At 46.4% G+C, this 14,869-nt stretch carries 17 protein-coding genes; 14 read left to right on the plus strand and 3 right to left on the minus strand.

Annotation, left to right across the window (positions count from 1 at the left end):
* The first annotated feature begins 2 nt into the window (after positions 1-2).
* Positions 3-1,430 carry a sensor histidine kinase gene (locus tag AC58VC_RS27475; protein WP_497373367.1) on the plus strand — a complete coding sequence of 476 codons (1,428 nt, stop codon included), beginning with the start codon at positions 3-5 and terminating at the stop codon, positions 1,428-1,430.
* A 17-nt stretch (positions 1,431-1,447) separates the two neighbouring features.
* Positions 1,448-2,143: a response regulator transcription factor gene (locus tag AC58VC_RS27480; protein WP_497373369.1), complete on the plus strand. Its 696-nt coding sequence runs from the start codon at positions 1,448-1,450 to the stop codon at positions 2,141-2,143.
* Between the two features lie 69 nt (positions 2,144-2,212).
* Here AC58VC_RS27480 and AC58VC_RS27485 read toward each other — a convergent pair whose 3' ends face one another.
* Both AC58VC_RS27485 and AC58VC_RS27490 read right to left on the minus strand, forming a co-directional pair.
* The gene (locus AC58VC_RS27485) at positions 2,213-2,485 is read right to left on the minus strand and encodes a hypothetical protein (protein ID WP_497373371.1); all 273 of its coding nucleotides are present in this window, start codon (positions 2,483-2,485) and stop codon (positions 2,213-2,215) included.
* Positions 2,486-2,501: 16 nt separating this feature from the next.
* Positions 2,502-2,684, minus strand: a complete 183-nt coding sequence (locus AC58VC_RS27490) for a YjzC family protein (RefSeq protein ID WP_145665448.1) — start codon at positions 2,682-2,684, stop codon at positions 2,502-2,504.
* Between the two features lie 232 nt (positions 2,685-2,916).
* Here AC58VC_RS27490 and rpsF point away from each other — a divergent pair, with 232 nt between their 5' ends.
* The 10 genes from rpsF (at position 2,917) to AC58VC_RS27540 (ending at position 11,863) form a co-directional block, all read left to right on the plus strand.
* Positions 2,917-3,204, plus strand: a complete 288-nt coding sequence (gene rpsF, locus AC58VC_RS27495; RefSeq protein ID WP_145665445.1) for a 30S ribosomal protein S6 — start codon at positions 2,917-2,919, stop codon at positions 3,202-3,204.
* A 36-nt stretch (positions 3,205-3,240) separates the two neighbouring features.
* Positions 3,241-3,726 carry a single-stranded DNA-binding protein gene (gene ssb, locus AC58VC_RS27500; protein WP_079415827.1) on the plus strand — a complete coding sequence of 162 codons (486 nt, stop codon included), beginning with the start codon at positions 3,241-3,243 and terminating at the stop codon, positions 3,724-3,726.
* 23 nt (positions 3,727-3,749) lie between these two features.
* Positions 3,750-4,037, plus strand: a complete 288-nt coding sequence (gene rpsR / locus AC58VC_RS27505) for a 30S ribosomal protein S18 (RefSeq protein WP_029196139.1) — start codon at positions 3,750-3,752, stop codon at positions 4,035-4,037.
* A 162-nt stretch (positions 4,038-4,199) separates the two neighbouring features.
* On the plus strand, positions 4,200-4,511 hold the full coding sequence (locus tag AC58VC_RS27510; protein ID WP_497373373.1) for a MazG-like family protein: 312 nt from the start codon (positions 4,200-4,202) through the stop codon (positions 4,509-4,511).
* Between the two features lie 6 nt (positions 4,512-4,517).
* A complete protein-coding gene (locus tag AC58VC_RS27515) occupies positions 4,518-5,432 on the plus strand; it encodes a DUF2232 domain-containing protein (protein WP_497373375.1) in 915 nt (304 codons plus the stop codon).
* An 18-nt stretch (positions 5,433-5,450) separates the two neighbouring features.
* Entirely contained in the window at positions 5,451-7,415 is a 1,965-nt protein-coding gene (locus AC58VC_RS27520; RefSeq protein WP_497373377.1) for a DHH family phosphoesterase, read from the plus strand.
* Positions 7,412-7,861 carry a 50S ribosomal protein L9 gene (rplI, locus tag AC58VC_RS27525; RefSeq protein WP_497373379.1) on the plus strand — a complete coding sequence of 150 codons (450 nt, stop codon included), beginning with the start codon at positions 7,412-7,414 and terminating at the stop codon, positions 7,859-7,861. The genes AC58VC_RS27520 and rplI overlap by 4 nt, the downstream gene beginning before the upstream one ends.
* 82 nt (positions 7,862-7,943) lie before the next feature.
* Positions 7,944-9,308 (plus strand): replicative DNA helicase, encoded by a 1,365-nt coding sequence (gene dnaB, locus AC58VC_RS27530; protein WP_497373381.1) that lies wholly within the window; start codon positions 7,944-7,946, stop codon positions 9,306-9,308.
* A gap of 466 nt (positions 9,309-9,774) precedes the next feature.
* Positions 9,775-11,061, plus strand: coding sequence for an adenylosuccinate synthase (locus AC58VC_RS27535; protein ID WP_497373383.1), 1,287 nt, complete (start codon positions 9,775-9,777; stop codon positions 11,059-11,061).
* Between the two features lie 139 nt (positions 11,062-11,200).
* Positions 11,201-11,863, plus strand: a complete 663-nt coding sequence (locus AC58VC_RS27540; RefSeq protein ID WP_497373385.1) for a hypothetical protein — start codon at positions 11,201-11,203, stop codon at positions 11,861-11,863.
* Positions 11,864-11,892: 29 nt separating this feature from the next.
* Here the strand turns inward: AC58VC_RS27540 and AC58VC_RS27545 are convergent, their stop codons facing one another.
* Positions 11,893-12,156 (minus strand): hypothetical protein, encoded by a 264-nt coding sequence (locus AC58VC_RS27545; RefSeq protein WP_497373387.1) that lies wholly within the window; start codon positions 12,154-12,156, stop codon positions 11,893-11,895.
* Positions 12,157-12,468: 312 nt separating this feature from the next.
* Between AC58VC_RS27545 and AC58VC_RS27550 the strand changes: the two genes are divergently transcribed.
* Positions 12,469-14,013 carry a peptidoglycan DD-metalloendopeptidase family protein gene (locus tag AC58VC_RS27550; protein WP_497373388.1) on the plus strand — a complete coding sequence of 515 codons (1,545 nt, stop codon included), beginning with the start codon at positions 12,469-12,471 and terminating at the stop codon, positions 14,011-14,013.
* A 134-nt stretch (positions 14,014-14,147) separates the two neighbouring features.
* Positions 14,148-14,867, plus strand: a complete 720-nt coding sequence (gene yycF, locus AC58VC_RS27555; RefSeq protein ID WP_145665415.1) for a response regulator YycF — start codon at positions 14,148-14,150, stop codon at positions 14,865-14,867.
* The last annotated feature ends 2 nt before the right edge of the window (positions 14,868-14,869 follow it).

Genomic DNA, 14,869 nt, shown 5'->3' on the forward strand with positions numbered 1-14,869 from the left:
ACATGCATTTAACCAAACGTTTCTTCACGATGAATGCGCTGGCTGTGCTGCTCTCCGTTGGTTTGACAGTTCTGGCTGTCATTATTTTTGTTGCTGCTTATACGAAAGTTTTTGGCCGCGAAGCCAACACGAAAGAGTTTCAAAAGGCGTTCGAAATTCGAGCGGCGATCAATGAGATTAAAAGAGAAGCACAGCCCCTCAAATTCGAGCAGCTTTTGGATACGAAATATCAACAACAGCTTGCTAATCGAGTTGACGCTTTGAATGCTAGTGCTATTATTTTGAAAAATAGAGAAGTTGTATACGCTACGCAAAATTTCAATAAGATCGACATCGAGAGAAGTCTTATGCTTTCAGATAGTCAGGCAACTCAAGATGAGGTTGAACTTGCCGGTAAAACATATATGATTACTAGATCGGATTATAAGCTTTCAACTGGCGATGCCGGCGTATTGCTGCTGCTTGCGCCTATAAAGCTGAAAACGAACTTTTTTATACTGCTTGGCCTATTTACAGTCTGCGTCTTCACCTTTGTTTTTCTGCTAACGAACTTTTGGGTTTCGTATCGTTTCTCCCGCGGCATTATTCGGCCGATTTCCAGGCTCAAAGATGTTGCTAACAAAATCAGCGAAGGTGATTTAAGCCACGGGATTGCGGAAGAGGGCGAAGGGGAAGTTCGCGAGCTAGGCAGAACGCTGGAGTTAATGAGAATTAAGCTGAAGGAATCAGTTTATTTGCAGCAAAAGTATGATGATAACCGAAAGTTCCTGGTTTCGAGCATTTCCCATGACTTAAAGACGCCTGTTACATCCATTAAAGGATACATTGAAGGTATTATAGATGGGGTAGCCAAGACACCTGAGAAAATGGATGAGTATCTGGAAACGGCGCGGTCCAAAGCTATTCTGGTAAACGCAATGATCGATGATCTGCTTTTATACTCCAAGCTTGATTTGAACCAACTTCCTTATCATTTTGAAAAGAGTGATTTAGCAAGCTACTTTGAGGATTGTGTCGCGGATCATAAATATGAATATGAAAAGGCTAACCTGTCGTTAGCGTTAATAAATGAACTGAATGAGCCAGTTAAAGTTTTAATTGATCGTGAAAGATTAAAGAGGGTCATACAGAACATTCTTGATAATGCTATTACGTATGTAGAGAAAGCAGATGGAAGGATTGAAATTATCCTCAGAGAAACAAGAACGTCTGCGATCATAGAAATTAAGGATAATGGAAAAGGGATACCTGAGAATAAACTTCCCCATATATTTGATCGATTTTATCAAGTGGACCCTTCAAGAAAAAGCGGCAGCGGTCTAGGACTTGCTATTGCGAAGCAAATAATAGAAGGGCATGACGGGAAAATATGGGCGAAAAGTGCCGTAGGAGAGGGGACTCAGATAATGATATCTCTGAAGAAGTTCTAATATGTTTGGAGGTTATGATGAAAAAAATTCTGATTATTGAGGATGACCAAAGTATTGCCAATCTGCAGAGAGATTATCTGGAGCTCAGCGGATACTCAGTTACAATGGTGAACAGTGGATCAGCGGGTTTGAGAGCCCTAAAGGAAACAGATTTTGAGCTGATTATATTAGATATTATGCTGCCAGACATAGATGGGTTTGAGGTATTGAAGAAAGTGCGTGAGCACGATGATATTCCCGTCCTTCTGGTGTCGGCAAGAGCAGAGGAAATCTATAAGATTAATGGTCTAGGCCTCGGGGCAGACGATTATATTACCAAGCCATTCAGCTCGGGCGAGTTGGTTGCGCGGGTAGGGGCTCATTTGAAAAAATTTGAACGGATGAAAGAACGGTTTGGAAAAGGGAATGAAGGAAGCACGATTCAAATTAGAGGCTTGGAGGTTCAGAAGGAAGCTAGACGCGTCTTTGTGAACGGAAATGAAGTCGTTTTGGCGCAAAAAGAATTTGACCTGCTTCTATTTCTATTGCAGAATGCCAATCGGGTGTTTGGTAAAGAAGAGCTTTTTGAGAGGATCTGGGGCTTAGATGCGATGAGTGACGCCTCGACTGTCACGGTTCATATTGCCAGAATCAGAGAGAAAATCGAAGAAACCCCATCTAAACCCCAATATATTGGGACTGTTTGGGGATCTGGATATAGGTTTATAGTGTAAAAGAGCTGGTCCTAAGCAGGTAAACTAAAACTACCTCACCTAGGGGCCAGCTTTCCATCATTTCAACCGCTAATAGCTCCCATTGCGGTTTCTGTAGCTGACAGAGAATCGATCAATGACATAGCCGACAAGCGACCATGTCGCGATCGTCAATACATAGATGATGAGCATCCGAAACATGGAGATCTCATAGATGTCCGTGAATGTGGATGCAAACCAGGCCGGCACGCTAAGCGCGTAGAAGATCATGTAGAAGGCATCATGATCGTGAAATAAATAATGACCTAAGCAGAGGGCTGCACCAATGAAGGTAAACAGCCAAGTAAACGTGGATGTTTTCATGGTGAATTTCTCCTAGTTAAGGCTTTTTGCGGTGCCATTTCCGATTATGGTTGCTGTTGGCCGGAAATCTGTCTCCTTTTCTTAACGTGACTATTTTCGGGTTTTCAATTCCCATGTGAACAGCATTCTCACCCATCTCGATGTAAACGCCGTCGTTAGGTACATGATCGCCTTCATTGAATTGTGTCCATTCACCCACATTGATCACCTCATCGAAAGATTTTTAATCAGGTTTAGATTACCCTCCTGAAAGGGAAGCATGTACGAAATGCATTGCCATGTTCATCCTTGCGAGAAAGACTTGTAATCTGGCGATCAATTTGCTATAGTATTCAGGTGCGAGTTTTGAAAAAGAATCCTCGCTCCTTGCTCCATCGCTTGTGCGAACAAGCTTGAATAGGAGCCGCTTAGTCCAAAAGGAGGTGAAATACATGCGCAAATATGAAATGATGTACATCATTCGTACTGACATTGAGCAAGAAGTTGTTCAGTCTACAGTAGAAAAGTTTCAAGGCATCATCACGAACGGTGGAGGCGAAGTCTCCAAACATGACCTGATGGGCAAACGCCGTCTTGCGTATGAGATCAATAAGTTCCGTGACGGGCACTACGTGCTTGTACACTTCAACGCAGAACCTGCTGTTGTAACTGAACTTGATCGCGTACTTAAGATTACGGATGAAGTTATCCGTCACTTAATCACAAACGACGTAGCTTAATATGCATGCCAGTATTTTCGTCAGGGGGAATGTCCGATGTTGAACCGTGTTATTCTTATCGGTAGATTGACCAAAGATCCAGAGCTTCGCTATACGCCAGCCGGTGTAGCTGTTACGCAGTTTACTCTTGCAGTAGACCGCCCTTTCACAAGTGGAGGTTCGAAAGAACGGGAAGCGGACTTTATCAATATCGTCACGTGGAGGCAGCTTGCCGAAACATGCGCGAACTATTTGCGTAAAGGTCGTTTGACTGCTGTGGAAGGAAGAATTCAAGTACGGAATTATGATAATAACGAGGGTAAACGTGTTTACGTAACCGAAGTTATTGCCGATAATGTGCGTTTCCTTGAGTCCAATAATAGTGCCGGAAGTCGTGAAGAAGGCGGATCATCTAACTCTAACGCTAGCTACGGCGGCGGAAGCGGTAGTGGCAATCGTGGCGGTGGATCACGCGAGCAGCAGGATCCTTTCATTGATGACGGAAAACCGATCGATATTTCCGATGATGACTTGCCATTCTAAAGTAGAAAGGACTGAACAAACTAATGGCTTTCCAAAAAAGAGATAACAATAGTGAAGATCGCGGCGACCGCAAATTTGCTCCTCGTGGCAAAGGCGGTAAAGGCAAACGTCGTAAAGTTTGTTACTTCACAGTTAACAAAATCAAGCACATTGACTATAAAGACATTGAAACTCTTAAAAAGTTCATCAGTGAGCGCGGGAAGATTCTTCCTAGACGTGTAACTGGAACTTCCGCTAAGTACCAACGTGCATTGACGATCGCTATCAAGCGTTCCCGTACAATCGCATTGTTGCCTTACACAACGGAATAGGGTTTATCTAGAAGGCAGCTGTTTATACGGCTGTCTTTTTTGTATGCCGAAAAGTCGATAAGTTAGGAGAGATTGTGCGGCTCTTCAGTGGCTTTCTTTTCTCCCCCTATTTTGTGGTATAATTAACGCAATAGTCTTTTGTAGGATGAGGAGAGATGACGGTTGCTGAATAGGGAAAAGGATGTAGACCTAGCCAGACGGGCCAAAGTCATTGAGTGGCTCAAGACAGAAGTCGTAGATCACGTAGCGCACCTGCTTAAAGGCATATGGGAAGGCAGCCATGTCAAAATTGTGGATGCTTTAGCCAGTTTAATCTCAAGCGGTTATATTTTGGGAAGACGACTGGGTATTTCTTATCGCGATTTGGACGAAGCCATTGTAGACAAAATGAAGAAGCACCGCCAAGAGGGCCATCAACTTGAGGACTGGTACGGCGACATTTCATCGCTCGAAGAACATTTACGTAAGAGGTGAGCCCGGTTGGGGAATCGAAGTTGGCAAAGCATCATTTGGAGTGCGGTGACGATCCTTTCATTGCTATCTCTAATGACGCCTTTTATTATTTTCACATTCAGTTTTCTCATGATTCCTGTATTAATGTTGTATGTCAAATCAAGCACCAAACGTTTCGTCATCAGCTATGTCATTAGCTTGCTCGTCGTTTATTTGCTTACCCAGTGGCATGGGATATCCCTCATGTCCGTATCGCTGTTCTTCTTACCACCGGTACTGGTCATGGGTAATTTATATAAACGTAAAGCCGCTGCTAGGACGGTACTCACAGCAGGAATTATTACCATTCTGGCGGAGTCGCTGCTTAGTCTGCTTATCGGCTATTCGCTCGGATTGGATCCGGTAGCGAAGTTCAAGCATTTTATGATGGACAGCATTGCAAGTATGCCTCCGGGCATTCGGGATGTTTTGCCGAAGGACCAGGACTGGTATGTGAATTTCATTGTGCAAGTGATACCTCTTTATCTGATCTTTGTGGCATTGTTCTACACCTTCGTGACTCACGGCATTAGCCGCTGGTTGCTTAACAAAACGGGTGAAGGCATCCCGGGTCTGCGCCCGATGCGGGAATGGATGCTGCAGAAATCGCTGGTATGGATTTATTTGATCGTATTTGTGCTCGATCTATTCATGAATCCAGCTTCCAACTCACTGATCCCGACGCTAATGATGAATGCAATGCCACTGCTGATGCTGGCGTTTGCCATTCAGGCGATCTGTTTCCTATTTTTTGTTGCTCACGCGAACAAGTGGAAACCTATTTTGCCAATCGTTGCGATGATTATTCTTTGTTTCATGCCTCCACTCTTTATCGTTTACAGCTTATTAGGGGTATTTGATGTTGCGTTTCCAATCCGTGAACGGTTTAAGAAAAATTTATAGGATTAGGAGCTAGTTCGAATGCCGAAGTTCCTTTTAAAGCGGTGGCACGGTCAACACATCGTGTGGATTTTCGTTCTGCTCATCATCATGTCAGCTACAATCTATATGTTCAAATGGTGGCTGGGCATTACGGCCTTCCTAGTCTGCGGCATTCTGGCGTACTTCACACTCCAAGCGGAAACTGCTTTTCGCAAAGAGCTGAATATGTACGTTGGAACGATTACGCATAGGGTCAAGAAAGCCGGCAATGAAGTGATGAGCGGCCTTCCTATCGGAATTATTTTATATAATGAAGAGAAGCGCATCGAATGGCACAACCCGTTTGTGGCGAAAATGTTGGGTCAGGATTCGGTCATCGGCGAGCCGCTGTACGAATATTTGCCAGACCTGAAGAACCGGAAAGACAAAAGCGATAAAGTAGATCTCACTATCGGGAAGTCCATTTATCAAGTATCGATTCGGCCCGAAGAAAGACTGCTCTATTTCCGGGAAATCACGGAGCATGCGAATTTGGCAAGAAAGTACGAAGATGAGAAAACAGCGATCGGTATCGTCATGATGGATAATCTGGAGGAATCAACACAAGGTCTGGATGATCAGACGCGCAGCATTATGCTGGCTAAAGTGACGGGTGAGATTACCGAATGGGCCCAGAAGAATCAGCTTTATTTGCGCCGGACGTCCTCAGATCGTTTTCTTATTCTGATGGATCAGAAAGCGCTTCGCCAGTTAGAGCAAACGCGTTTTGAAATTCTGGACGATGTACGGGATTTGACGATAGAGAACAAGCTGCCGCTGACACTAAGCATCGGGATTGCATCTGGTGCTGAGCAGTTAACGGAACTTGGTCAAATGGCGCAGATGGGGCTGGATATGTCCTTAGGCCGCGGCGGCGATCAGGTGACGGTGAAAGTGGGCCAAAGGCTGAGCTTTTATGGCGGCAGAACGAATGCGGTTGAGAAGCGCACGCGGGTTAGAGCCAGGGTCATTTCCCATGCGCTCAGGGATTTGATGAAGGATAGCGATAAAGTGATTATCATGGGTCACCGCTTTCCGGATATGGACTGTATCGGTGCATCGATCGGCATATTGAAGGCTGTGCAAGTGGTTGGTAAGGAAGGCTACATCGTCCTTGAGGGTGTGAATCCATCGATCCAGAAGGTGATGGAGACGATTGCCGCTGATGAGCGGCTGCACCGCTGGTTCATAACGCCGGAGCAGGCGATGCAGATTACAACGCAGCGTACCTTGGCTGTGGTGCTGGACACACATAAGGCTTCCATGGTAGCGGAGCCTAAGCTGCTCCAGCAGACGCACAGGGTCGTTGTGGTCGATCACCATCGCCGGAGCGAGGAGTTTATCAACGATGCGACACTCGTCTACATGGAGCCTTATGCGTCTTCTACATGCGAGCTGGTGACCGAGCTGCTGCAGTACATCAATGAGAAGCTGACGATGGAAGTGCTGGAGGCTACGACTTTGCTGGCTGGTATCGTGGTCGATACGAAGAGCTTCAGCCTTCGAACAGGGGCGAGAACTTTCGAAGCCGCTTCATATTTGCGCCGTAATGGGGCTGATTCCGCGCTGATTCAGCGTTTGCTGAAGGAAGATCTCGATTCTTACATCGAGCGAGCTGAAGTGATTAAGCATACAGAAACGATCCATGAGCACATCGCTTTGGCAGTTGCTGAGCCTAATCGCAAATATTCTCAGTTGATGATTGCACAAGTTGCTGATACATTGTTGAATATGACGAATATTATGGCATCCTTTGTCATCGCTGAACGGCCGGATGGACTAATCGGCATCAGCGCCAGATCGCTGGGGCAGATGAACGTCCAACTCGTGATGGAACGTCTGGGCGGCGGCGGTCATTTGACCAATGCAGCAACTCAGCTGGATGGCACGACATTAGAGGAAGCAACGAACCGATTGAAGAAAGTACTCGATGAAATGCAGGAAGAGGAGGGACTTTTCGAATGAAAGTCATTTTACTAAAAGATGTTAAAGGCCAAGGCAAAAAAGGTGAAGTTAAAGAAGTATCCGAGGGTTACGCACAAAATTTCCTAATTGCTCAGGGGCTTGCGGCTCCTGCGACAACTGGCACAGTGAAGGTGCTGGATAATCAGAAGAAAGCGGAACAGCGCAAGAAGGATCAAGAGAAAGCTGATGCAAAAACGCTAGGCGAGAAGTTGAGTGAAATGACGGTTCAAATCAAGGCAAAAGCTGGCGAAGGCGGCCGATTGTTCGGCGCCATTCCAAGCAAGCAAATTGCAGAAGTATTGGAGAAGCAGTACAAGATCGTGATTGATAAACGCAAAATCGTCCTCGAAGAGCCCATTCGTACGCTAGGCGTAACGAAGGTCCCTGTGAAGCTGCACAGCGAGGTTACAGCAAGTTTGAACGTACAGGTTCTTGAAGAGAAATAAGTGACAGAGAAGGCGAATGAGAGTCCCTAGGAGGGGCTCTTATCTATTCTTAAACTATGAAAAGAAAGGCGGGTACTGAAGCATGAGCGGAGACAATATGTTTATGGATCGCGTACCCCCACAAAATATAGAAGCCGAGCAAGCAGTTCTCGGCGCAATTTTGATTAACGGTGACGCTTTAATTACCGCGATGGAACGGATTTCTAGCGACGATTTTTATCGAGGAGCGCATCAGCGCATTTTTGAGGCGATCGTGGAGCTAGCGGAAGATCAGGAGCCTGTCGACCTGATTACGCTCACATCGCTTTTGCAAAACAAGCAGCAGCTGGAAGAGATCGGAGGCGTTACGTATTTATCTGAGCTGGCGAATGCTGTGCCGACAGCCGCAAACATCGACTATTACGCGGCTATTGTCGAAGAGAAATCGATGCTTCGCCGTTTGATCCGCACAGCAACCCAAATCGTCACCAATGGCTACGCCAATGAAGACGATGTAGGGTCCATGCTGAGCGAAGCGGAAGCGAAGATTCTTGAAATCTCGCAGCGCCGCAGCTCAAGCGGCTTCGTGGTCATTCGCGATGTGCTCATGGAAGTATTCGAGAAGGTAGAATCCCTCTACTCGAATAAAGGCGGAGCCACAGGCATTCCTTCAGGCTTCGTTGACCTGGACAAGATGACGTCTGGCTTCCAGCGCTCCGACTTGGTTATTCTGGCGGCGCGTCCTTCCGTAGGTAAAACCGCGTTCGCGCTGAATGTAGCGCAGAACGTCGGGGTACGCGCCAAGGAAACCGTCGCGATCTTCTCACTCGAGATGGGCGCGGCGCAGCTCGTACAACGTATGGTCTGCGCCGAGGCGAACGTCGATGCGAACCGCATGCGGACGGGGTATCTCGAAGGCGACGACTGGGAGAAGCTGACGATGGCCATTGGCGCCTTGTCGGAAGCGAATATTTTCATCGATGATTCGCCATCGATTACGGTTGCCGATATTCGTGCCAAATGCCGCCGTCTCCAGCAGGAGAAGGGGCTAGGCATGATCCTCATCGACTACTTGCAGCTGATCGCCGGCCGCGGCAAAGGCGACAACCGTCAGCAGGAGGTCTCTGAGATCTCCCGTACGCTGAAGCAAATTGCGCGTGAGCTCAATGTACCGGTCATCGCGCTCTCGCAGCTCAGCCGGGGTGTTGAGCAGCGGCAGGACAAACGTCCGATGATGTCTGACCTTAGGGAATCGGGTTCCATCGAGCAAGATGCCGACATCGTAGCGTTCCTCTACCGGGACGATTACTACGATAAAGAATCCGAGAAGAAGAATATTATCGAGATTATCATTGCCAAACAGCGTAACGGTCCCGTAGGAACAGTTGAGCTGGCGTTCTTGAAGCAATTCAATAAATTCGTGAACATGGATCGAAGTCATCAAGAAGCAGCGGCCGGGCAATATTGACGGCCCGCTGCTTTTTTTCAGTAGATTAGAAAATACGTTAGCTTCGCATCTACCTTGACAAACGCGCTCGTCCTAAAAGAACGACGAAGTCGTTTATCCTTGTGGCGTTAGCTAGGCGTAACTTCATAGTTTGACCAATATCCGAACGATTATACAGGAGCACTTATTATTGTTCGTTTTTAATTGACTTTGCTTAGGGGGACTGCTACACTAAAGACGGTGAAAAAAAACCTTGTTCGTCTGCCTGCACGACCAGTTCTAAGCAGGGCAGCTTCGAGTTAAGGTCGTTTTTCATGCCGAGAGGTAGGTGCCCTTCCTGCAGATTACTGCCGAGGAGACCTAGTTCCTTCGGTGAGTAGTGGACGCTGAACACTTTAGTGCTTTAATGAAGTCCATTTTTTTCAGTGGTACGAAAGCCATAACGGCTCATTATGGGTGACTCGTCACCGTACGGAGGTAAGTGCATATGTCAACGGTTGTTGTTGTCGGAACGCAATGGGGAGATGAAGGGAAAGGTAAAATCACGGATTTCTTAGCGGAATCTGCTGAGGTTGTTGCTCGTTACCAAGGTGGTAACAATGCAGGCCATACGATCATTATCAGCGGGAAAAAGTATAAGCTGACGATGATTCCTTCCGGTATTTTTTACCAAGACAAAGCATGTGTTATCGGGAACGGTATGGTTATTAATCCCGCAGCACTCATTGAAGAAATTAACTACATTCATGATAATGGTTTTTCGACAAAAAATTTAAACATCAGTGATCGCGCGCATGTTATTATGCCGTATCATCTGGTGCTTGACGGTCTGGAAGAAGATCGCAAAGGCGATAGCAAAATTGGTACGACCCGTAAAGGGATCGGACCTTGTTATATGGATAAAGCAGCACGTAACGGGATTCGTATCGCGGATTTGATGGATGCTGAAGAGTTTGAATTGAAACTAAGACGCATTGTTGCCGAGAAAAACGTGTTGATCGAGCAAGTGTATGGTTCCACAGGTCTTGATGTAGAGCCGATTCTTAGAGAGTACCTTGAATACGCAGAAGTCATTCGTCCATATGTAACGGATACTTCCGTCGTTCTGAATGAGTACATCGATCAAGGTCGCAGAGTCCTGTTCGAAGGTGCACAAGGCGTTATGTTGGACATCGACCAAGGCACATACCCGTATGTAACTTCATCCAACCCAACGGCTGGTGGCGTATGTATCGGATCTGGTGTAGGTCCAACGAAGATCCACAACATCATTGGCGTAGCCAAAGCGTACACGACTCGTGTCGGCGACGGTCCGTTCCCAACGGAACTCGACAACGAAGTTGGCGCTTGGATCCGTGAAAAAGGCTTCGAGTACGGCACAGTAACTGGCCGTCCGCGCCGTGTTGGCTGGTTCGACAGCGTTGTTGTCCGTCACGCAAGACGTGTTAGCGGCATTACAGGCCTGTCTTTGAACTCCATCGACGTTCTGACAGGGCTTGAAACGGTTAAAATTTGCACAGGCTACATGTACCGCGGCGAGCTAATCGAGCACTACCCGGCTAGCTTGAAAGCCATCTCCGAGTGTGAGGCTGTTTACGAAGAGCTTCCGGGCTGGACTGAAGATGTGTCCAATGCTCGTACATTGAGTGATCTTCCTGAGAATGCAAGACACTATATTGAGCGTGTTTCACAGTTGACAGGCATTCCAATCTCGATTTTCTCCGTAGGTCGTAATCGTGAGCAAACGAATTTGGTTCGTCCAATCTACGCATAATTCAATCGAGATAAATACAAAATCCTCTAGGCGCATTAGCAGCTTAGAGGATTTCTTTTTGTATAATGGGACTTAATGGACATGATTTCGTCAATACTGGGAAGGAGGAACAGTTTAAGCGTCAGGAGTGATAGAGCGAATGAAAGTATTAACGTGGCTAGGCAAAATCGTCATAAGCAGTGTACTTATTACAACAATCACAATGTTTACGACATGGTATGTGGTGAACATGTATGTAGAGGATATATTTCGACAATATCAGATTCCAGCCTTGGGTAAAAAGGTTCAATTTAGTGATTTTGCTGCAAGATTGGCCGGAGAGCTGAATATAGTTATGCGTAGAGACGGGGGGAAGCAAGCTGCCCCGGTGGATACACCACCTGCGGTTAAGCCTAGTCCTAGTCCCAGCCCGTCTGGAAGCGTGCCTAATTCCGGTTCTGGTTCGAGCGATCCCTTACATTCGGACGCTGGAGCAGATGGAGAAGCGGCTTCTCAAGGAGTGAAGGATGATGATGCCGTAGCCGTCATGGGGCGAGTAAGTGATGCAAACGAGCAGAAGAAGGAACTTGTCATGTCGACTGAGGATTTCGCTAAGAAGAAAGAAGCGCTATCCAGCGATGATAAGATGAAAATATTTTCTCTTGTTGTTGCTAAGCTGCCGCAAAATGAGGTGCAGCATCTGTCTGTTTTACTGGAGGACGGGATCACGACGGATGAGCTTAATCAGGTCAATGATACGCTCAAGAAATATTTGAACGAGACGGAATTAAAGCAGTTAACAGCTATCCTGAACAAGTACTAGCTCAGCCCATCCAAAACCGTGGATTAGCCCTAATGGAGCTGTCCCCCGAATTTCATAATGGTGTCCTCCGCTTGACGGTAGCGTGATTTCTCTACACAAACTATGAGCGCGTAAGAGGGCTCAGCTGCCGAAAAGCTATCAACAGATTGAGTCAAACCGCCGGCAAAGTCATCCGAATGTGGCTCACCGCCATAATTGAACTTGATATCCAGTACACCCTGAGATCTGAGGACCTCAGCCGTTTTCTCCATTGTAGACCGATCTGTGAACGTAGCTTCCAAATTAATTTCCATGCATAAGCTCCCCTTTCAAATTTTCACTCAAATTCGTCATTTCTCGTAATTGGGTGCAAAATCTATTGGATTTATGTACAAAAAAATGAAACTTTAACGTCTTCTTTTGGCGGTGGACACGAATCTATCACATGGAGATCGAGTATTTTGTTGAAATAAGCAGAGAAAGTGTGTTAAATTTAACAAAAGGTAGATATCTTCACGGATATTATGTCTAATCAAGGTTTATTTATGTATTTTGGAGGAATTAATCATTAGCTTGCTTTTGAATAATGACTTCAAGGATGCAAAACCGTTCAAAGGGAGAAGATCATGACAGGTTTCAGGGGTATGCGCTTTGTTAAGGATCTCATCAAGAGATTCACGCCGAAGCGAGAAAGCTTGACCGGAAATGAATCAGTATCAGACAAGCAGCTGGAGGAAGTATCGACAACTACGACGTTAACGGTAATCAAACGACATAAATGGTCTCTAGTTCTGGGAGTTAGTGCAGTCGTGCTAACAGGGGCAATTGCGTTTGCAGGTCATCAATATGTGCAAACGAATATGGTAAATGTATATCACGTTATGCTCAATGGCAAAGAAATTGGTGTCGTGAGCGATAATAAATTGATTGATGAATATAAGCAGCAAAGACCACAAGAAGTACAAAAGAATTTCCCAGATGTTCATGTCGTTCTCAAGACAAATGGTGTTACCTACACGCCTGAAAAGGCTTACAATCCGGCGACGGATGATTCAGCTGTAATCGCCACACTTAATAAGGCATTAGTGCCCCAACCGGTCGGGGTCGAATTGAAGGTAGATGGAAATACAATTGCGGTTGTGAAGGATCAGCAGACAGCTGATCAGATTCTTGAACAGGTTAGTGCACCTTTTGCACCAAAAGCAAAGGAAACGGCTAAGGTTGCTGTACTATCCACAAGCCTGGGCGAGGACATCTCTACTGCGCCGTCTGAGCTTGAGAAGGTAGAATTTGTTCAACAAGTCGATAAAGTAGAAGTGCCGATTAAGCCAGATGAATTGGCTAAACCGGAAGATGTCGTGAAGAAGTTGACGACTGGCGATGTGACGCCTGCGAAATACACGGTCGTTGAGGGAGATTGTGTCTCCTGTATCGCAAAGAAATTAGGAATTACGAAGCAATTCATTTATGACAAAAATCCTGGTCTCCAGGATGATAAGCTGAAGATTGGTAATCAGCTTGATGTAACGGTGCTTAAACCTAAACTGTCCGTCAAAACGACAGAGAAGATTGTGAAGAATCAAGAGATTCAGTACGATACGGAATATGTGAAAGATGATTCGCAGCGCGTAGGCGTCGTTCAACCGATTTCACCTGGGAAGAACGGGCTCAAGAAAGTGACGATCCAAGTGACGAAGGTCGATGGATTAATGACCAACGAGCAGCTGGTGGACGAAGAAATTATTGATAAGCCAGTTACGGCGAAGGTGAAAAAAGGGACCAAAGTCATTAAGGGTGAAGGCACAGGAAAATTCGCATGGCCTGTTATTTCTCCAAGTATCTCCAGTACGTTCGGCGTGCGTTGGGGCAAGCTTCACAAGGGAATCGATATTACAGGCAACAAAAACATCATGGCGGCTGACAATGGTAAAGTAACCGAAACCGGGTATAAATCAGATTACGGCAATTATGTGATTATTAATCATTTGAACGGTTACGAGACGTTATATGGCCACATGAGCAAAATTATCGCCACCGAGGGCTCAATCGTTGAAAAGGGCGATGCCATCGGTATTATGGGAAGTACAGGCGATTCCACAGGCGTTCACTTGCATTTTGAAGTGCACAAAAGCGGCAGCTTGGAAAATCCATTGAAGTATTTGAATCGTTAACTTACATAGAGGCAAGGTCAAACCGGACAACTCGGGGGCCTTGTCTCTTTTTAGTTGAATATATGATAAAATAGAGGGTAGTATGCAAGGAATAGGGCGACTTCGTAGTTTATCCTGAGTAGGTGGTGGTAGGTTTGTTTGGAAAAATTCTCGTGGTGGATGACGAACAACCGATTGCAGATATTTTGAAATTTAATTTGGAAAAAGAGGGCTATCAGGTGATCTGCGCCTATGATGGCGGAAGCGCTGTAGAGCTGGCGTTCTCTGAGCAGCCCGATCTTATATTGCTGGATCTCATGCTTCCCGTGAAGGATGGGATGGATGTGTGCCGAGAGGTGCGTTCGAAGCTGAACACACCGATTATTATGTTAACAGCCAAAGATACAGAGCTGGATAAAGTGCTTGGTCTGGAGATGGGCGCGGACGACTATGTAACCAAGCCATTCGGCACGAGAGAGCTGCTAGCTAGGGTCAAGGCACACTTACGCCGCCAGACGAAGGTGCAATCAGCTCCGAGTGAGTCGGATACGCAGCGCAACGGGATGCGGATTCATGCTTTATTCATCGATAACGACATGTACATGGTGTATAAAGATGGGGTTCCGCTCGATCTGACGCATCGCGAGTTCGAGCTCATTCAATATTTGGCCAAAAACTCCGGCAAAGTGATGACACGCGAGCACCTGCTGCAAGCGGTGTGGGGCTTTGAGTATTTCGGTGACGTGCGCACCGTCGATGTGACGATACGCCGGCTGCGCGAGAAGCTGGAGACGGACCCAAGCCGTCCGGAATACATCATGACGCGCAGGGGGCTTGGCTATTTAATGCGCAGCCCGAAAGCCGGAGGCTTCTAAGC

It is taken from the genome of Paenibacillus sp. J22R67 (assembly GCF_059692175.1).